This is a genomic window from Motilimonas pumila, from assembly GCF_003596335.1.
Classification (GTDB): Bacteria; Pseudomonadota; Gammaproteobacteria; order Enterobacterales; family CBDFNC01; genus Motilimonas; species Motilimonas pumila.
In genome coordinates, this window is sequence record NZ_QZCH01000002.1 from 324,662 (window position 1) to 342,420 (window position 17,759).

Below are 17,759 nucleotides of genomic sequence, written 5' to 3' on the forward strand. Positions count from 1 at the left end.
TGTTTATCTCATATATTGGTTTAGGTATGGTTGAAGCCTGTTTGCAAACGAGGGTGTATTTATATTTTATTGATTGAACTCTCGTTTTTTATGCTTATTTACAGGCTTATCTATTGGCCTTTGTTACACTGTATGCCTCTAATGGTTAGGTGTAGAAAAAGAAGTCATGTTGTTGGCCAATTCTGAAATTCAGGCAGTGCGAGGTAATCCTCATTCAGATCTGTCACTAGAAAACTTCTGTCGTCAGAGTTTTAGCCAAGTTAGCGCTAAGTGCGCGATGATTGCTTTATTGCTAGTGGATGACCAAAGCTTGTATCTATTAGCAAAGTCGACCCAAGCCAGCGATTTTGTGTTTTATTCGCAACCTGAATCTGTGATACAACAAACGGATATCCCACTGGGGGATTGTTACGCGGTGATCCATGGCGAGAAGACATTGCCTCATATCGCACCAATATTTGTGGGTAACCAGATCCGCGGCCTATTAGTCGTCGAGCAGCAAGCGCACAACTTTCCTTTTGCGGACATTTTAAAACCTCTGCCATTGCACCTCGACAATTACTGTTTGCATCTTAAAGTCATCGATTCGCAGCAACAGTTATTACGCCAAGAAGGCTTATTGCAACAAGCGCAGCAGCAAAACTTATTCTTTTCACAATTACTCAAAGAATTACATCAGCTGACGATTGAGCTCTCTAAGCTTGATAGCCTTGATGAGTTATACCATTACACGGTGAAAGCCGGTATAAGCCGCCTGGGTATCGACCGCATGGCGCTGTTTATCATGGATAAAGAGCAAGATACTTATTACGGTACCTATGGTACAACAGAAACAGGTGACGTTGCTGACGAGAGTTATTTTCAAAATAAAATACCGAACGTACCATTTGTGCAAGAAGCGTTAACTCGAAAAGATTACCTGAGTATTTGGCACAATGCGTCTATTTTACATAACAGCCAAGAAATTGGAGTCGGATGGAATGCCATGGTAGCCCTGTGGCATGGCGACGAAACCATAGGTTGGATTGCTTGCGATAACTTTATTAATAAACAACCCCTTGGTGACCATCAGAAAGAGGTGCTTATACTACTGGCTGCTTCTGTGGCGCAAATGATTATGCGCAAACAAGCAGAAGAGCAGGTTATACAGTTAAATAAAGACCTTGAATTGCGAGTGCGAGAACGAACCGCTGAACTGGCTGAAGCCTATCAAGCATTATCCGATGCCAATAATGCGTTACGCCTAGTTTCATCGATGGACTCATTAACAGGACTGGCGAACCGCCGAGAGTTTGATGAGCATTTAGATACGCAATGGAGCTTGGCGCTGAAGCAGAAATCATCGCTGTCATTGATCATGATAGATGTGGATTTTTTCAAACAGTACAACGACACATTCGGTCATCAAGAAGGCGATGTATGCTTACAACAAATTGCCAATGAGCTGAAATCCTGTATTAATGAGAAGAGCGATCTCATTGCACGGTATGGCGGTGAAGAGATTGTGTTGTTGTGCCCAGAGTTGACGACAGCGCAAACGGCCGCAATGGCCGAAATGTGCCGTAAGAAAATAGCGCGCCTAAATATCAGTCATCCTGTGATTGGTATCGAAGATAAAGTGACGATCAGTGCAGGTTATGTCTGCTTAACTCCGGTAAATGGCATGCCGAATAAAAACATCATTCGCATTGCCGACCAAGCTTTGTACCAAGCCAAGCAAACAGGCAGAAATAACACTGTACAAGCGATGATCACCGATTGATCGGTGTTTGATCGCCAACGCTAAAAAAATTGTAAGAAAACCCGCCTTAACTGTTGCATTTTACGCCGATATTCGTATAATTCACCCCGCTCACAGATAGTGTGAGTAGAGCAGAAGCTCTTTAAAGCCGACAATAAGTCCGGCACACAGGCCTCCGATTTGGAAGGCAATTGGTTTAAGCGTCACTAGCACAAATATATGATTTGTCGTTGGTGGTGTCTTTTTTTATGTTTTTAACTATTGGAGCCTTGGTCCATGCAGAACCAAAGAATCCGTATCCGCCTGAAAGCGTTTGATCACAGACTGATCGATAACTCTACAGCGGAAATCGTTGAAACTGCAAAGCGCACTGGTGCTCAGGTACGTGGTCCTATTCCACTACCAACTCGCAAAGAGCGTTTTACTGTATTGGTTTCTCCGCACGTAAACAAAGATGCGCGTGATCAGTACGAAATTCGCACTCATAAGCGCTTGATTGATATCGTAGAACCTACTGATAAAACTGTTGACGCACTAATGAGGCTAGATCTAGCAGCTGGTGTTGACGTTCAAATCAGCCTAGGTTAAGCAGGAAAATAGAGGTTATAACAATGGCAATCGGTCTAGTCGGTCGTAAAGTTGGTATGACTCGTATCTTCACTGAAGATGGCGTTTCTATTCCAGTTACGGTAGTTGAATGTACTGCTAACCGCGTTACTCAGGTCAAAGGCCTGGAAACTGATGGTTACCGTTCAATTCAAGTGACTACTGGCACTAAAAAAGCGAGTCGCGTAAACAAGCCTACAGCAGGCATTTTCGCGAAAGCTGGTGTTGAAGCAGGTCGTGGTTTGTGGGAATTCCGCCTACAAGACAGCGAAGGCGCAGACATCGAAGTTGGTGCAGAGCTTAACGTTGAGCTTTTCAACGAAGTAAATAAAGTTGATGTTACTGGTCAATCTAAAGGTAAAGGATTCCAAGGCGGCGTTAAGCGCTGGAATTTCTCTATGCAAGATGCGACTCACGGTAACTCTCTTGCCCACCGTGCTCCTGGCTCAATTGGCCAATGTCAAACTCCAGGACGCGTATTTAAAGGCAAGAAAATGGCTGGTCACATGGGTGCTGAGCGTGTAACGACTCAAAACCTAGAAGTTGTTCGTGTTGACGCAGAGCGTAACCTTATCCTTGTTAAAGGTGCGGTACCTGGTGCAATCAATGCTGACGTCATCATCAAACCTGCCGTCAAAGCGTAACAGGAGATAGTAATGGAATTGGTATTGAAAGACGCGAATAGCGCTCTTGAAGTTTCCGAAACTACCTTCGGACGTGAATTCAACGAAGCCCTGATTCATCAGGTAGTTGTTGCATACGCTGCAGGTGCTCGTCAAGGTACTCGTAAACAGAAAAACCGTGCTGAGATTGTTGGCACTGGTAAAAAACCTTGGCGTCAAAAAGGTACTGGTCGCGCACGTTCTGGTAGCCAAGCAAGCCCAATCTGGCGTGCTGGTGGCGTAACTTTTGCTGCTCGTCCTCAGGACCACAGCCAAAAAGTAAACAAGAAGATGTATCGCGGTGCTGTTCAAAGCATCCTTTCTGAACTTGTTCGCCAAGAGCGCCTAGTAGTTGTTGAAAACTTTGCTGTGGAAACACCAAAGACTAAAGAACTAGTAGCTAAGCTTAAAGATTTAGAACTGAATGACGTTCTTATCGTAACTGAAGAAGTTGATGAGAACTTATTCCTAGCTGCACGTAACCTATATAAAGTAGACGTACGTGATGCTGCAGGTATCGACCCTGTTAGCTTAATCGGCTTCGACAAAGTTCTAATGACTGCTGCTGCAGTTAAGAAGATTGAGGAGACTTTAGCATGATCAGTGAAGAACGTTTACTGAAGGTGATTAGTGCTCCTCATATCTCAGAAAAGAGCACTCGCTCTGCTGAACTTGATAACACTATCGTGTTCAAAGTTGCGAAAGATGCAACTAAAGCAGAAATCAAAGCAGCAGTTGAAAAACTGTTCGAAGTTGAAGTGACTGGTGTTAGCACTCTTGTAGTAAAGGGTAAAACCAAACGTCATGGTCAACGTATGGGCCGTCGTTCTGATTGGAAGAAGGCTTACGTGACTTTGGCTGAAGGTGCAGACATCGACTTCGCTGGTGGCGCTGAGTAAGGAGCTTTAAGAAATGGCTATTGTAAAATGTAAGCCTACCTCTCCAGGTCGTCGCCACGTTGTTAAAGTGGTTAACGCTGACCTGTATAAGGGCAAGCCATACGCACCATTACTAGACACTAAGTCTAAGTCTGGTGGTCGTAACAACGGTGGTCGTATTACCGTTCGTCACATCGGTGGTGGTCATAAACAACACTACCGTATTGTTGACTTTAAACGTAACAAAGATGGCATCCCTGCAAAAGTTGAGCGTTTGGAATATGATCCAAACCGCAGTGCAAACATTGCACTAGTACTTTATGCAGACGGTGAGCGTCGTTACATCTTGGCACCAAAAGGTATCCAAGCTGGCGATGCAATCATGTCAGGCGTAGAAGCGCCAATCAAAACAGGTAACGCACTTCCAATGCGCAATGTACCAGTAGGTTCTACTGTACACGCAGTTGAAATGAAGCCTGGTAAAGGTGCTCAGTTGGCTCGTTCAGCTGGTGCATATGCACAAATTGTTGCACGTGATGGTGAGTACGTAACTCTACGTCTTCGTTCAGGCGAAATGCGTAAAGTACTTGCAGATTGTCGCGCAACAGTTGGTGAAGTTGGTAACGCAGAGCACATGCTTCGTCAGCTTGGTAAAGCTGGTGCAAGCCGCTGGCGCGGTATCCGCCCTACAGTACGTGGTGTTGTAATGAACCCGGTTGATCACCCACACGGTGGTGGTGAAGGTCGTACTTCTGGTGGTCGTCACCCTGTATCACCTTGGGGTGTGCCAACTAAAGGCTACAAGACTCGTTCGAACAAGCGTACTGATAAGTACATTGTACGTCGTCGTAATAAGAAATAATTAGAGGAATACGCCATGCCACGTTCTCTCAAGAAAGGTCCTTTTATTGACCTGCACTTGTTGAAGAAGGTAGAGAAAGCGTTGGAAAGCGGAGACAAAAAGCCTGTTAAGACTTGGTCCCGTCGTTCAATGATCATTCCAGATATGATTGGTTTGACCATCGCTGTCCATAATGGTCGTCAGCACGTACCAGTATTTGTTACCGATGAAATGATCGGCCAAAAACTGGGTGAGTTTGCACCAACTCGTACTTACCGCGGCCACGTCGCGGATAAGAAAGCGAAGAAGAAGTAAGGAGTAGATGATGGAAGCTTTAGCTAAACATAAATTTGCTCGTACTTCGGCGCAAAAAGCACGCTTAGTTGCTGACCAGATCCGTGGTCTACCAGTTGAAGAAGCGCTTAACGTTCTTACTTACAGCCCGAAAAAAGCGGCTGCACTAGTTAAGAAAGTACTTGATTCTGCTATCGCTAACGCGGAGCACAATGAAGGCGCTGATATTGATGAACTAAAAGTTGCCAAAATTTTTGTTGATGATGGCCCAAGCATGAAGCGCATTATGCCTCGTGCAAAGGGTAGTGCTGATAGAATTATCAAGCGCTCTAGCCACATCACTGTAGTGGTATCGGACAGGGGATAAGTAATGGGTCAGAAAGTACATCCTAACGGTATTCGCCTAGGTATCACTAAGCCTTTTAGCTCTACCTGGTATGCCGAAAAAGATTTCGCTGCGAACCTTTACGGCGATTTCGAAGTGCGTAAGTTCTTAACTAAAGAACTACAAAACGCGTCAGTTTCGAAAATCATTATCGAACGCCCAGCAAAAAGCATCCGTGTGACTATTCACACTGCTCGCCCTGGTGTTGTAATCGGTAAGAAAGGTGAAGACGTAGAGAAATTGCGTAACCGCGTAGCTAAAATGGCTGGCGTACCTGCGCAAATCAACATTTCAGAAGTTCGTAAGCCTGAACTTGATGCACAGCTAGTTGCTGACAGCATCTCTTCACAGCTAGAGCGTCGTGTAATGTTCCGTCGTGCTATGAAGCGTGCAGTTCAAAATGCAATGCGTCTAGGTGCTAAAGGTATTAAAGTTGAAGTAAGTGGTCGTCTTGGCGGTGCTGAGATTGCTCGTTCTGAGTGGTATCGTGAAGGTCGTGTACCTCTACATACACTACGTGCGGACATCGATTACGCAACATCTGAAGCTTTAACAACTTACGGTATCATTGGTGTTAAGGTTTGGATCTTCAAAGGTGAAGTTCTTGGTGCACTACCTCTAGGTGGTCAACCAGAAGCGCCAGCCAAACCAAAGCGCAAAGGCCGCGGTAAGTAAGGAGATTCAGAAATGTTGCAACCAAAACGTACTAAATTCCGTAAGCAGCACACCGGTCGTAACCGTGGTTTTGCTAAAGGACAAGACGTAAGCTTCGGCCAATTTGGTCTTAAAGCTACTGGTCGTGGTCGTCTGACTGCTCGCCAAATTGAGGCAGCTCGTCGTGCGATGACTCGTGCAGTTAAGCGTCAAGGTAAAATCTGGATCCGTGTTTTCCCTGATAAGCCTATTACAGAAAAACCTCTTGAGGTTCGTATGGGTAAAGGTAAAGGTAACGTAGAATATTGGGTTGCTCAAATTCAACCTGGTAAAGTCCTTTACGAAATGGAAGGCGTTCCAGAAGAGCTGGCTCGTGAAGCATTTGCATTAGCAGCTGCTAAACTACCAGTGAGTACTACTTTCGTAATTAGAACGGTGATGTAATGAAAGCAAGCGAACTTAAAGATAAGAGCGTTGAAGAGCTGAATGCTGAGCTGTTAAGCCTACTGCGTGAGCAGTTCAACCTACGCATGCAGGCGAGCACTGGCCAACTAGGCCAAACTCACCTGTTAAAAGAAGTACGCCGTAACATCGCGCGTGTTAAAACTTTGCTAACTGAGAAGGCAGCTGCGTAATGAGCGAAAATACTCGTACTTTGCAAGGTAAAGTAATCAGCGACAAGATGGACAAGTCCATCACTGTAGCAATCGAACGTAAAGTGAAACATCCGATCTACGGTAAATTCATGAAGCGTACAACTAAGCTACATGTTCATGATGAAACAAATCAATGTGTTGCAGGTGACAACGTGGTAATCCGCGAATGTCGTCCTCTTTCTAAGACTAAGTCTTGGACATTGGTTGAAGTAATTAAATAAGCTTTATTTAAAGCTTTTTTAGTAAAACGGCCCCTTTTTTGGGGCCGTTTTTTATTTGTACTATTCATTCTCAAAAAGTGGTGTTATAATGCGCCGCCCTCATGAGAGGGATTGTACCCATGACCCATAAGGGTCTTGTTGTAATAATAGCGGAGCACTGAAATGATCCAGATGCAAAGTATGCTTGACGTAGCCGATAACTCTGGCGCGCGCAGCGTAATGTGTATTAAGGTCCTTGGTGGCTCGCACCGCCGTTATGCAGCAGTTGGCGACATCATTAAAGTTACTGTGAAAGAAGCAATTCCTCGCGGTAAAGTTAAAAAAGGTGATGTTCACAACGCTGTGGTAGTGCGTACCAGAAAAGGTGTACGTCGTCCTGATGGTTCTTTGATTCGTTTTGACCGCAATGCTGCGGTTATCTTAAACGGAAGCAACCAACCTATCGGTACACGTATCTTTGGGCCTGTGACTCGTGAACTTCGTTCAGAGCAATTTATGAAAATTGTGTCTCTGGCACCTGAAGTACTGTAAAAGGCGGAGTCAAATAATGGCAGCAAAAATTATTCGTGACGACGAAGTAATCGTACTAGCCGGTAAAGACAAAGGTAAAACTGGTAAAGTTACCAAAGTTCTACCTAACGGCAAAGTATTCGTTGAAGGCGTGAACATTATCAAGAAGCACACTAAAGCAAACCCTCAAGCAGGTGTTGCAGGTGGCATTGTTGAGAAAGAAGCGGCAATCGACGTATCAAACGTAGCGATCCTTAACCCAACAACGGGTAAAGCTGATCGTATTGGTTTTAGAATTGAAGACGGCAAAAAAGTTCGTTTTTTCAAGTCTAATGAAGAATCTGTGAAGTAATTTGGAGTTTACGATGGCGAAACTGCATGATTTCTACAAAGAGACAGTAGCGTCTGATCTTCAGAAGAAGTTCGGTTACAAATCTGTCATGCAAGTCCCTCGGATTGATAAGATCACCCTGAATATGGGTGTCGGTGAAGCCTTGGCTGATAAAAAAGCCCTAGAAAATGCTGCTGCTGATATGGCTGCAATTTCTGGTCAAAAGCCGCTAATCACCAAAGCACGCAAATCAGTTGCTGGCTTTAAAATCCGTGAGGGATACCCTATTGGTTGTAAAGTGACCCTTCGCGGTGAACGGATGTGGGAATTTTTCGAGCGCTTGGTTAGCATTGCTATCCCTCGTGTGCGTGACTTCCGCGGCCTGAATCCTAAGTCTTTTGACGGTCGTGGTAACTATAGCATGGGTGTGCGCGAGCAAATCATCTTCCCTGAAATCGACTTTGATAAAGTTGATAAAGTACGTGGTCTAGATATTACTATCACGACTACTGCGGCTTCAGATGAAGAAGGGCGTGCTCTATTAGCAGCATTCAACTTCCCATTCCGTAAATAAGGTGTAGGGTTATGGCTAAACAATCCATGAAAGCTCGCGAAGTAAAGCGCGAGAAGCTGGTAAGCAAGTACGCTGAAAAGCGTGCAGCTCTTAAAGCGACTATCGCTGATGTGAACACATCTGACGAAGATCGTTGGGCTGCAGTTCTTCAACTACAGACATTACCTCGTGATTCCAGTAAGAGTCGTCAGCGTAACCGCTGTAACATTACTGGTCGTCCACATGGCTACCTACGTAAATTCGGCTTAAGCCGTATTAAATTACGTGAGCACATGATGCGCGGTGAAGTTCCTGGTCTTAAAAAGGCTAGTTGGTAATCCAATAATCACGGGAGTAAGCAAATATGAGCATGCAAGATCCTATTGCTGATATGCTAACACGCATTCGCAACGGTCAAGCGGCCAACAAAGTTGCAGTTAAAATGCCATCTTCTAAGCAAAAAGTTGCTATCGCAGCAGTGCTTAAAGAAGAAGGTTATGTTGCAGACTTTGCTGTAGCTGGTGAAGCTAAGCCTGAATTGGAAATTACTTTAAAATATTTCCAGGGCAAAAAAGTAATTGACAGCCTTAAGCGTGTCAGTCGTCCAGGTCTGCGCATCTATAAGAGCTCTTCAGAACTTCCTAAAGTTCTTGACGGCCTAGGTGTTGCAATTGTTTCAACTTCAAAAGGTATGATGACTGATCGTGCAGCGCGTAAAGCGGGCATCGGCGGTGAGATTATCTGTTACGTAGCTTAAGGAGTAGATATGTCACGCGTTGCTAAATCGCCTGTTGCTATTCCTTCTGGCGTAGAAGTTAAAATTGATGGCCAAGAAATCACTGTAAAAGGTGGTCAAGGTTCTCTAAGCCGCGTTCTAAACAGCGCTGTAAACCTGACTCAAGAAGACGGCAAAGTCGTTTTCACTTGGGCTGAAGGTGTAGCGGGTGCTAACGCACAAGCTGGTACAGCTCGCGCATTGGTTAACAACATGGTTGAAGGTGTTTCGAAAGGTTTCGAACGTAAACTTCTACTAAATGGTGTTGGTTACCGTGCTGCTGTTAAGGGTAAAGTTGTAAGCCTAACACTAGGTTTCTCACACCCTGTTGAGCATGAGCTACCTGAAGGCATCACTGCTGAGTGTCCAAGCAATACTGAAATCGTTCTTAAAGGAACTGATAAGCAAGTGCTAGGTCAAGTGGCTGCAGACATTCGTGCATACCGTGCGCCAGAGCCTTATAAAGGTAAAGGTGTTCGTTACGCTGACGAAAATGTACGCCGTAAAGAGGCTAAGAAGAAGTAAGGTAACACTATGGATAAGAAAGCATCTCGTCTACGTCGTGCTACTCGCACGCGCAAGAAATTGCAAGAGTTGGGAGCAACTCGCCTGGTGATCCACCGTACTCCGCGCCACACTTACGCGCAGGTGATTTCGTCAGAAGCAAAAGTTCTAGCAACAGCTTCTACATTAGAGAAAGAAGTTGCTGGTCAAATTAAAAACGGCGGTAATGTTGAAGCTGCACAGCTAATCGGTAAATTGGTTGCTGAAAGAGCGGTTGAGAAAGGTGTTTCTAAAGTATCTTTCGACCGTAGCGGTTTTCAATACCACGGTCGCATTGCAGCACTAGCTGAAGCGGCTCGTGAAGCTGGTCTTCAGTTCTAAGGGGCGGATCATGGCAAAAGAACAATCTCAAGCCGGTGAACTGAACGAAAAGCTAATCGCAGTTAACCGTGTTTCAAAAGTAGTTAAAGGTGGTCGCATCTTTAGCTTTACCGCACTAACAGTTGTTGGTGACGGCAATGGTCGTGTAGGTTTCGGTTATGGTAAAGCACGTGAAGTGCCTGCTGCTATCCAAAAAGCAATGGAAAAAGCACGCCGTAATCTAACTACTGTACAGCTTAATGGTACAACACTACAGCACCCTATCAAGGGTCGCCACTCTGGCTCTAAAGTTTACATGCAGCCAGCATCTGACGGTACAGGTATCATCGCCGGTGGTGCGATGCGTGCAGTACTTGAGGTAGTAGGTGTTCAAAACGTACTAGCTAAAGCATACGGTTCTACTAACCCAATCAACATCGTTCGCGCTACTATTTCTGCGCTTGAGAGCATGAATGCTCCTGAGCAAGTTGCAGCTAAGCGTGGTCTGACAGTTGATCAGATTTTGGGGTAATTGACCATGGCTAAAACGATTAAAGTTACACAAACTAAAAGCGCAATCGGCCGTTTACCGAAGCATAAAGCTACGTTAACGGGTCTAGGATTGCGTCGCATTGGCCACACTGTTGAACTAGAAGATACTCCTTCTGTTCGCGGCATGGTTAATAAAGTTTACTACATGGTTTCAGTGGAGGAGTAATTGATGAAACTTAATTCTCTATCTCCAGCAGCCGGTTCTAAGCCAGCAGCAAAACGTGTAGGTCGTGGTATCGGTTCTGGTCTAGGTAAAACCTGTGGCCGCGGACATAAAGGTCAGAAGTCTCGTTCTGGCGGTAGTGTTCGTCCAGGTTTTGAAGGCGGTCAAATGCCTTTGAAACAACGTCTACCAAAATTTGGTTTTACTTCTCGCAAAGCGCTAGTAAGCTCTGAAGTTCGTCTAAGCGAACTTGCGAAAGTAGAAGGTGACGTAGTTTCACTAGAAACTCTGAAAAAAGCCGGTATCATTGCTGATAACATTCAGTTCGCGAAGGTTGTATTGTCTGGTGAGGTTTCTCGCCCAGTAACAATCCAAGGCCTAAAAGCTACAAAAGGCGCGCGTACTGCAATTGAAGCTGCCGGTGGAAAAATCGAGGAATAAGATTAAATGGCTAAGAAACCAGGGTTAGAAGGGAAGGCTGCTCAGGGCGGTTTAAGTGAACTTAAAACGCGCTTGTTATTTGTACTAGGCGCCATTTTGGTGTTTCGTGCGGGCTCCTTTATTCCAATTCCTGGTATTGACGCCGCTGTCCTTGCTGAGTTGATGCAGCAACAAAAAGGCACCATCATTGAAATGTTTAACATGTTCTCTGGTGGTGCACTTGAGCGTGCATCAATTCTTGCGTTGGGTATCATGCCGTATATATCGGCATCGATTATCGTACAGCTGTTAACAGTTGTGCACCCGCCTCTTGCTGAATTGAAAAAAGAAGGCGAGTCGGGGCGACGCAAGATAAACCAATATACCCGTTACGGTACGTTGGTGCTTGGTACTTTCCAAGCGATTGGTATAGCAACTGGTTTGCCAAATATGATTCCAGGTCTGGTCGTAAGCCCAGGCATGAGCTTCTATTTGACAGCTGTAATCAGTTTAGTCACAGGTACTATGTTCCTAATGTGGCTAGGTGAACAAATCACAGAACGTGGTATTGGTAATGGTATCTCGATATTAATTTTCGTGGGTATTGTTGCTGGTCTGCCATCGGCCATTGGCCAAACGGCAGAGCAAGCCCGTCAAGGTGAGTTACACTTGTTACTGTTATTTTTGCTTGCAGCAATTGTATTTGCAGTAACCTACTTTGTAGTGTTTGTTGAACGTGGTCAACGTCGAATCGTCGTTAACTACGCTAAGCGCCAACAAGGTAGAAAGGTATTTGCCGCTCAAAGCACGCACTTACCGTTGAAGTTAAACATGGCTGGCGTTATTCCTGCTATCTTTGCTTCAAGTGTTATTTTGTTCCCAGGTACTATCGCACAATGGTTCGGACAGACAGAAGGTTTGAGTTGGTTATCTGAAGTATCGCTAGCGCTATCTCCAGGCCAACCATTGCATGCATTATTATATGCTGGTGCAATTATCTTCTTCTGCTTCTTCTATACTGCACTTGTGTTTAACCCACGCGAGACGGCAGATAACTTGAAGAAAAGCGGTGCCTTTATTCCAGGTATTCGTCCCGGAGAACAAACTTCGCGCTACATAGACAAAGTGATGACACGCCTAACATTAGCTGGCGCACTCTATATTACTTTTGTCTGTTTGGTTCCCGAGTTCATGATGATTACGATGAACACGCAGTTCTACTTTGGTGGTACTTCGTTGTTAATCATAGTTGTAGTCGTTATGGATTTTATGGCTCAGGTACAAACTCACTTGATGTCTCATCAATATGAGTCTGTTCTGAAAAAGGCAAATCTTAAAGGTTATGGTCGCTAAGACTTAAGTTTTAGGGTATGCTATCTATCTACGGAGTGTTGCAATGAAAGTTCGTGCATCCGTTAAGAAAATCTGTCGCAACTGTAAGGTTATCAAACGCAATGGCGTTGTACGTGTAATCTGCAGCGAGCCAAAGCATAAACAACGCCAAGGCTAATACAGATATTTCGTCGAGATGAAACGCAGCCTGATGAATTTATATTCATTAGGGCTGCTTTTTGCTTGAATTTCTGTCACCTGTTGAGTATCCTACCGGGCTTTTCGCAGGTGACCATTTGTTAATAATAGGAGTGCATAGTGGCCCGTATCGCTGGCATTAACATTCCTGATCAAAAGCACACTGTAATCGCACTTACTGCGATCTACGGTATCGGTAAAACTCGCGCACAACAAATCTGTGCAGAAGCGGGTATTGCTGAAGATGCTAAGATCAAGGATCTAGAAGAGTCTCAAATTGAATCTCTTCGTACTGAAGTAGCTAAGTTTACCGTTGAAGGTGACTTACGCCGTGAAGTTTCCATGAGCATCAAACGTCTAATGGACATTGGTTGTTACCGTGGTCTTCGTCATCGTCGCAGCTTGCCTGTACGTGGACAGCGTTCTAAAACGAATGCTCGTACTCGTAAAGGTCCTCGTAAACCGATTAAGAAGTAGGGGTTAAGTAATGGCTAAAGCTCCAACTCGCGCACGTAAGCGCGTCAAAAAGCAAGTTGCTGACGGCATGGCTCATATCCATGCATCTTTCAACAACACGATCATCACCATCACTGACCGTCAAGGTAATGCTCTTTCATGGGCAACAGCAGGTGGTTCTGGTTTCCGTGGCTCTCGTAAGTCTACTCCTTTCGCTGCACAGGTCGCTTCTGAGCGTGCTGCTGAAGCTGCAAAAGAGTATGGCCTTAAAAACGTTGAAGTTTTTGTGAAAGGTCCCGGTCCAGGTCGCGAATCGTCTATCCGTGCTTTAAATGCAGCAGGATTCCGCATCACTAACATTACTGATGTGACCCCGATTCCGCACAATGGTTGTCGTCCACCTAAGAAACGTCGCGTATAAACGTTTTTTAGATTTGCTGGAGAAAGAAAATGGCAAGATATATTGGGCCTAAGCTCAAGCTTAGCCGTCGTGAAGGCACGGACTTATTCCTTAAGTCTGGTGTTCGAGCAATCGACTCTAAGTGTAAAATTGATAACGCACCAGGTGTTCATGGTGCACGTAAACCACGTCTTTCAGACTTTGGTTTACAGTTACGTGAGAAGCAAAAAGTTCGTCGTATGTACGGTGTACTAGAAAAGCAATTCCGTAACTACTATAAAGAAGCTGCACGTCTTAAAGGTGCAACAGGTTCAAACCTGTTACAACTTCTTGAAAGTCGTCTAGATAACGTTGTATACCGTCTAGGTTTTGGTGCGACTCGCGCTGAATCACGTCAGCTAGTTAGCCATAAAGCTATCTTAGTTAACGGTAAGGTTGTAAACATACCTTCATACAACGTTAAACCAAACGACGTAATCAGCGTTCGCGAAAAAGCTAAGAGCCAAGCACGTATCAAGGCTGCTTTAGAAATCGCACAACAGCGTGAACTTCCAACTTGGGTTGAAGTTGATGCTGGCAAAATGGAAGGCAACTTTAAGCGCCTACCAGAACGTTCTGATTTGTCTGCGGACATTAACGAACAGCTGATCGTCGAACTTTACTCTAAGTAAAGTTAACTGCTAAGAGAGGACATAATGCAGGGTTCTGTAACTGAATTTCTTAAACCTAGACTAGTTGATATCGAGCAAGCTACGGCTAATCGTGCTCGAGTAACTCTTGAGCCCCTAGAGCGTGGTTTTGGCCACACTTTAGGTAACGCTCTTCGTCGTATTTTACTTTCGTCAATGCCTGGTTGTGCAGTGACTGAAGTTGAAATCGACGGTGTAATGCATGAATACAGCACCAAAGAAGGCGTTCAAGAAGATATTCTTGAAATCCTACTTAATCTGAAAGGTCTTGCAGTTAAACTGGAAGGCAAAGATGAAGCATTACTTACACTGACAAAGTCTGGTGAAGGCCCTGTTACTGCGGGAGACATCACTCATGATGGTGATGTGGAGATCGTGAACCCAGAGCACGTTATCTGTAATCTAACAGGCAATGCTGAAGTCAGCATGCGTATTAGAATACAACGTGGTCGTGGTTACGTACCTGCTTCAACTCGCGTCCATGCAGAAGATGAAGAACGTCCAATCGGTCGTCTACTTGTAGATGCAGCTTACAGCCCAGTAGAGCGAATTGCCTACAACGTTGAAGCTGCTCGTGTAGAACAGCGCACTGACTTGGATAAGCTAGTCATTGACATGGAAACTAATGGCACATTGGATCCAGAAGAAGCGATTCGTCGCTCAGCAACCATTTTAGCTGAACAGCTAGATGCATTTGTTGACCTTCGTGATGTAAGTGAGCCAGAAGAGAAAGAAGAGAAGCCAGAGTTTGATCCAATCCTGCTTCGTCCTGTTGATGATCTAGAGCTAACGGTTCGTTCTGCTAACTGTTTGAAAGCAGAGTCGATCCATTACATCGGTGATCTGGTCCAACGTACTGAAGTTGAACTACTTAAAACGCCTAACCTTGGTAAGAAGTCTCTGACTGAAATCAAGGACGTATTGGCGTCTCGTGGTTTATCACTAGGTATGCGTTTGGAAAATTGGCCGCCAGCAAGTATTGCTGACGAATAATCAGGTTAACTGAGTTAACGAATTAGTTATAAGGATTAGGTTATGCGCCATCGTAAGAGTGGACGTCAACTTAACCGAAACAGCAGTCATCGTCAGGCTATGTTTCGTAACATGGCAAGCTCTTTGGTAACTCATGAAGTTATCAAAACAACTTTGCCAAAAGCTAAAGAACTACGTCGTGTAATTGAACCATTAATTACACTAGCTAAACAAGATAGCGTTGCTAATCGTCGTTTAGCGTTTGCCCGCACACGTGATAACAGCGTTGTTGGTAAATTATTCAATGAATTGGGTCCACGTTACGAGTCTCGCCCTGGCGGTTATACTCGTATTCTAAAATGTGGCTTCCGTGCTGGTGATAATGCTCCTATGGCATACATTGAGCTGGTAGAACGTCCAGTTGTTGAAGCTGCAGAAGACGCAGCAGACGAGTAAATATAGAAGGCCGGGTTCTCCCGGCCTTTTTTTTGCCTCAAATGTACCCCTTCACTTCAAACCGCTAATTCCAGTCACCTCTCAAAGTTTTATACTCAACCAGTTAAAAGTTCGACAAGATACTGATTTAGGAATAACTTGAAATCAGACTCTATCGCGCCGTTTTTGCGATAATCATATTGTTCAAGGATATAAATGTGAAAACACTAATAAAGTGGACATTGAGCACGCTGCTATTGTGTTCCGCAGTGGTCAAAGCTGATGAAGGAAGTCCGGAATTAGGCAAATACCCTAAGGTGTATCAAACCCAAGATTACCAAGTAACAATATTACGAATAGGTAGTAAAGAAGCGCAAACTTACTTGGTAAAAGTGGATGGCTTAGATAACGACTTTGACGGTCAGATCTACAAGCATCACACCTTATGTGATAACACCTCCTGCAAAAAGTACAAACTAGAAACCAAAGAGATCCCTGGAACTCAGAGGTGGTGGACCATACAAACGACGCAGAGTTGGGGTGGCAATACTGGGCTAGTTATGTACCCACCGGGTATAGAGGAAAAGCAGTACCTTTATAAAGCCGAACGCCCTAAGAGTTTTGAACCGGCCGCTTTTTACCAAACTTACCTTGGCCAAATTACTCAGCGTTAATCACTTATAGGTTTTATATGTCATATGTAACAGCACTCTTTTGCGGACTAATTTTGTTGGCTTTTGCAGGGCCGCAAAGTGTTCATGCGGAGCCGGTATATCCAACGGATATGTCTTTTGATGCCGCAATCAGTCAAAGCATTATCGATGCTAAAAGTTCAGGGTATAAAGAAATTGTTGTATCTACGACTGCGGGTGCCTTTCGTGGTGAGTATGTACAGCAAACCAGTGAAGTACTTGTTCTGAAACAGCATACAGGTAATACACACCTTAAATCAGGCAAAGAAAAACTGCAGCTTAGTTACATTAGGCTAGATTCGATCGTCGCCGTATCTGCTTATACATTAGAGTAGGCTCTTAGGGTGTTATCTACTTATACATTTAGAGTAGTCTCTTAGGGTGTTATCAGCTTATACACTAGAGTAGTCTCTTAGGGTGTTATCAGCTTATACACTAGAGTAGTCTCTTAGGGTGTTATCAGCTTATACACTAGAGTAGTCTCTTAGCGTGTTACCTGCTTATACATTAGAGAAGGCTTTTAGGGTGCTATCTGCTTATACACTAGAGTCATCTCTTAGGGTGTTACCTGCTTATACATTAGAGAAGGCTTTTAGGGTGCTATCTGCTTATACACTAGAGTCATCTCTTAGGGTGTTATCAGCTTATACATTAGAGTAGGCTTTTAGCGTGTTATCTACTTTGCAATAAATAATGCAGCACCTCTAGTGAGTAAGGTAAAAACTAATAATGTAGCCCTTGCATCGGACTTGCCTTCGTTGTGGCTCTTTGCGCTGTTAGGTCGTTGGATGCGCTCAAACAACACGAAAGTTAAAGTTTGACTATCAACAGTCTCGCTTTAACTCAACATTTTCTTCAATCGATGTTCTTTACCGCAACCCAATTGCTTTTGATTCGGCTCTGCTAGCTGTATCTGAAGACAATCCCAAGCGGCTCGCCATGAGTATACCTATTTGATATGTATTCCCCGTGTGCAAGCTTCACCTGAATTGTGTAGTTACCCCCTCTCGATATAAGCCTACAAGCTTGAGCAAAAACGTTGTTCGCTGCAATGTGAAAGCGCTAAATTTAATACAACTTTTTCTGTGTCGGATTATCTGCCACACATTAGGTCGATGAACTAAGCCTTGTGGTGTTAGCACAATAAAAGTTGGTGGCATTTTATACACCTTTAATGGATAAGCTGTGGGTAAGTATTGGGTAACATGTGACTGAAAATTAATTGCGATTTTATTGTAAAAAGGGCTTGCGCCAAATCCGTTTCTCCCTATAATGCGCAACCACTGACACGGCAGACCAGCTCACTAAGGGCAAGGGTCACAAGCCAATCAGTCTGGTTCAAAAGCAAGGCTTTTAACCGGGAAAGAAAATTCGATAATTTAATGCAAATTAACGGTTGACTTTCAAATCGGCTAGCGTAGAATGCGCAGCCCTGACGAGGCGAAACGCTTCAGTCAAATGTTCTTTAACAATTAGCAA

General features: G+C 44.4%; 31 protein-coding genes. All 31 read left to right on the forward strand.

What is annotated here, in order from left to right; genetic code table 11:
* The first annotated feature begins 166 nt into the window (after window positions 1–166).
* The 31 genes from D1Z90_RS04165 to D1Z90_RS04315 all read left to right on the forward strand — a co-directional run bounded on the left by D1Z90_RS04165 (window position 167) and on the right by D1Z90_RS04315 (window position 16,615).
* A complete protein-coding gene (locus D1Z90_RS04165) occupies window positions 167–1,762 on the forward strand; it encodes a diguanylate cyclase domain-containing protein (RefSeq protein ID WP_119909476.1) in 1,596 nt (531 codons plus the stop codon).
* Between the two features lie 255 nt (window positions 1,763–2,017).
* The gene (gene rpsJ, locus D1Z90_RS04170) at window positions 2,018–2,329 is read left to right on the forward strand and encodes a 30S ribosomal protein S10 (protein WP_119909477.1); all 312 of its coding nucleotides are present in this window, start codon (window positions 2,018–2,020) and stop codon (window positions 2,327–2,329) included.
* A 23-nt stretch (window positions 2,330–2,352) separates the two neighbouring features.
* Window positions 2,353–2,991: a 50S ribosomal protein L3 gene (rplC, locus tag D1Z90_RS04175; RefSeq protein ID WP_119909478.1), complete on the forward strand. Its 639-nt coding sequence runs from the start codon at window positions 2,353–2,355 to the stop codon at window positions 2,989–2,991.
* A 12-nt stretch (window positions 2,992–3,003) separates the two neighbouring features.
* On the forward strand, window positions 3,004–3,609 hold the full coding sequence (rplD, locus tag D1Z90_RS04180; protein WP_119909479.1) for a 50S ribosomal protein L4: 606 nt from the start codon (window positions 3,004–3,006) through the stop codon (window positions 3,607–3,609).
* Entirely contained in the window at window positions 3,606–3,908 is a 303-nt protein-coding gene (rplW, locus tag D1Z90_RS04185; protein WP_119909480.1) for a 50S ribosomal protein L23, read from the forward strand. Before rplD ends, rplW begins: the two co-directional genes overlap by 4 nt.
* Before the next feature lie 13 nt (window positions 3,909–3,921).
* On the forward strand, window positions 3,922–4,749 hold the full coding sequence (gene rplB / locus D1Z90_RS04190) for a 50S ribosomal protein L2 (RefSeq protein ID WP_119909481.1): 828 nt from the start codon (window positions 3,922–3,924) through the stop codon (window positions 4,747–4,749).
* A gap of 15 nt (window positions 4,750–4,764) precedes the next feature.
* Window positions 4,765–5,043 (forward strand): 30S ribosomal protein S19, encoded by a 279-nt coding sequence (gene rpsS, locus D1Z90_RS04195; RefSeq protein WP_119909482.1) that lies wholly within the window; start codon window positions 4,765–4,767, stop codon window positions 5,041–5,043.
* A gap of 10 nt (window positions 5,044–5,053) precedes the next feature.
* A complete protein-coding gene (gene rplV / locus D1Z90_RS04200; protein ID WP_119909483.1) occupies window positions 5,054–5,389 on the forward strand; it encodes a 50S ribosomal protein L22 in 336 nt (111 codons plus the stop codon).
* Between the two features lie 3 nt (window positions 5,390–5,392).
* A complete protein-coding gene (gene rpsC / locus D1Z90_RS04205; RefSeq protein ID WP_119909484.1) occupies window positions 5,393–6,082 on the forward strand; it encodes a 30S ribosomal protein S3 in 690 nt (229 codons plus the stop codon).
* Window positions 6,083–6,094: 12 nt separating this feature from the next.
* Window positions 6,095–6,505 carry a 50S ribosomal protein L16 gene (rplP, locus tag D1Z90_RS04210; RefSeq protein WP_119909485.1) on the forward strand — a complete coding sequence of 137 codons (411 nt, stop codon included), beginning with the start codon at window positions 6,095–6,097 and terminating at the stop codon, window positions 6,503–6,505.
* Window positions 6,505–6,696, forward strand: a complete 192-nt coding sequence (gene rpmC / locus D1Z90_RS04215; RefSeq protein ID WP_119909486.1) for a 50S ribosomal protein L29 — start codon at window positions 6,505–6,507, stop codon at window positions 6,694–6,696. The genes rplP and rpmC overlap by 1 nt, the downstream gene beginning before the upstream one ends.
* Entirely contained in the window at window positions 6,696–6,938 is a 243-nt protein-coding gene (gene rpsQ, locus D1Z90_RS04220) for a 30S ribosomal protein S17 (RefSeq protein ID WP_119909487.1), read from the forward strand. Before rpmC ends, rpsQ begins: the two co-directional genes overlap by 1 nt.
* Before the next feature lie 162 nt (window positions 6,939–7,100).
* The gene (gene rplN, locus D1Z90_RS04225) at window positions 7,101–7,469 is read left to right on the forward strand and encodes a 50S ribosomal protein L14 (protein WP_119909488.1); all 369 of its coding nucleotides are present in this window, start codon (window positions 7,101–7,103) and stop codon (window positions 7,467–7,469) included.
* A gap of 16 nt (window positions 7,470–7,485) precedes the next feature.
* Window positions 7,486–7,800, forward strand: a complete 315-nt coding sequence (gene rplX / locus D1Z90_RS04230) for a 50S ribosomal protein L24 (RefSeq protein ID WP_119909489.1) — start codon at window positions 7,486–7,488, stop codon at window positions 7,798–7,800.
* 13 nt (window positions 7,801–7,813) lie between these two features.
* Window positions 7,814–8,353 (forward strand): 50S ribosomal protein L5, encoded by a 540-nt coding sequence (gene rplE / locus D1Z90_RS04235; RefSeq protein WP_119909490.1) that lies wholly within the window; start codon window positions 7,814–7,816, stop codon window positions 8,351–8,353.
* A gap of 11 nt (window positions 8,354–8,364) precedes the next feature.
* The gene (rpsN, locus tag D1Z90_RS04240) at window positions 8,365–8,670 is read left to right on the forward strand and encodes a 30S ribosomal protein S14 (protein ID WP_119909491.1); all 306 of its coding nucleotides are present in this window, start codon (window positions 8,365–8,367) and stop codon (window positions 8,668–8,670) included.
* Window positions 8,671–8,696: 26 nt separating this feature from the next.
* A complete protein-coding gene (gene rpsH, locus D1Z90_RS04245) occupies window positions 8,697–9,089 on the forward strand; it encodes a 30S ribosomal protein S8 (RefSeq protein ID WP_119909492.1) in 393 nt (130 codons plus the stop codon).
* A 9-nt stretch (window positions 9,090–9,098) separates the two neighbouring features.
* On the forward strand, window positions 9,099–9,632 hold the full coding sequence (gene rplF / locus D1Z90_RS04250) for a 50S ribosomal protein L6 (RefSeq protein WP_119909493.1): 534 nt from the start codon (window positions 9,099–9,101) through the stop codon (window positions 9,630–9,632).
* Between the two features lie 9 nt (window positions 9,633–9,641).
* Window positions 9,642–9,992 (forward strand): 50S ribosomal protein L18, encoded by a 351-nt coding sequence (gene rplR, locus D1Z90_RS04255; protein WP_119909494.1) that lies wholly within the window; start codon window positions 9,642–9,644, stop codon window positions 9,990–9,992.
* Window positions 9,993–10,002: 10 nt separating this feature from the next.
* Window positions 10,003–10,503, forward strand: coding sequence for a 30S ribosomal protein S5 (gene rpsE / locus D1Z90_RS04260; protein ID WP_119909495.1), 501 nt, complete (start codon window positions 10,003–10,005; stop codon window positions 10,501–10,503).
* A gap of 6 nt (window positions 10,504–10,509) precedes the next feature.
* Window positions 10,510–10,689, forward strand: coding sequence for a 50S ribosomal protein L30 (rpmD, locus tag D1Z90_RS04265; RefSeq protein ID WP_119909496.1), 180 nt, complete (start codon window positions 10,510–10,512; stop codon window positions 10,687–10,689).
* Between the two features lie 3 nt (window positions 10,690–10,692).
* Window positions 10,693–11,127, forward strand: a complete 435-nt coding sequence (gene rplO, locus D1Z90_RS04270; RefSeq protein WP_119909497.1) for a 50S ribosomal protein L15 — start codon at window positions 10,693–10,695, stop codon at window positions 11,125–11,127.
* 6 nt (window positions 11,128–11,133) lie between these two features.
* Entirely contained in the window at window positions 11,134–12,459 is a 1,326-nt protein-coding gene (gene secY, locus D1Z90_RS04275) for a preprotein translocase subunit SecY (RefSeq protein WP_119909498.1), read from the forward strand.
* A 43-nt stretch (window positions 12,460–12,502) separates the two neighbouring features.
* Window positions 12,503–12,616 carry a 50S ribosomal protein L36 gene (rpmJ, locus tag D1Z90_RS04280; RefSeq protein WP_000868186.1) on the forward strand — a complete coding sequence of 38 codons (114 nt, stop codon included), beginning with the start codon at window positions 12,503–12,505 and terminating at the stop codon, window positions 12,614–12,616.
* Between the two features lie 140 nt (window positions 12,617–12,756).
* Window positions 12,757–13,113, forward strand: a complete 357-nt coding sequence (gene rpsM / locus D1Z90_RS04285; RefSeq protein WP_119909499.1) for a 30S ribosomal protein S13 — start codon at window positions 12,757–12,759, stop codon at window positions 13,111–13,113.
* Window positions 13,114–13,123: 10 nt separating this feature from the next.
* The gene (gene rpsK / locus D1Z90_RS04290; RefSeq protein ID WP_119909500.1) at window positions 13,124–13,513 is read left to right on the forward strand and encodes a 30S ribosomal protein S11; all 390 of its coding nucleotides are present in this window, start codon (window positions 13,124–13,126) and stop codon (window positions 13,511–13,513) included.
* Between the two features lie 29 nt (window positions 13,514–13,542).
* Window positions 13,543–14,163 (forward strand): 30S ribosomal protein S4, encoded by a 621-nt coding sequence (gene rpsD / locus D1Z90_RS04295; RefSeq protein WP_119909501.1) that lies wholly within the window; start codon window positions 13,543–13,545, stop codon window positions 14,161–14,163.
* Between the two features lie 24 nt (window positions 14,164–14,187).
* Window positions 14,188–15,174 carry a DNA-directed RNA polymerase subunit alpha gene (locus D1Z90_RS04300; protein ID WP_119909502.1) on the forward strand — a complete coding sequence of 329 codons (987 nt, stop codon included), beginning with the start codon at window positions 14,188–14,190 and terminating at the stop codon, window positions 15,172–15,174.
* A 42-nt stretch (window positions 15,175–15,216) separates the two neighbouring features.
* On the forward strand, window positions 15,217–15,609 hold the full coding sequence (gene rplQ, locus D1Z90_RS04305) for a 50S ribosomal protein L17 (RefSeq protein ID WP_119909503.1): 393 nt from the start codon (window positions 15,217–15,219) through the stop codon (window positions 15,607–15,609).
* A 197-nt stretch (window positions 15,610–15,806) separates the two neighbouring features.
* The gene (locus D1Z90_RS04310) at window positions 15,807–16,262 is read left to right on the forward strand and encodes a hypothetical protein (protein ID WP_119909504.1); all 456 of its coding nucleotides are present in this window, start codon (window positions 15,807–15,809) and stop codon (window positions 16,260–16,262) included.
* A 17-nt stretch (window positions 16,263–16,279) separates the two neighbouring features.
* Window positions 16,280–16,615 carry a hypothetical protein gene (locus tag D1Z90_RS04315; protein ID WP_119909505.1) on the forward strand — a complete coding sequence of 112 codons (336 nt, stop codon included), beginning with the start codon at window positions 16,280–16,282 and terminating at the stop codon, window positions 16,613–16,615.
* The last annotated feature ends 1,144 nt before the right edge of the window (window positions 16,616–17,759 follow it).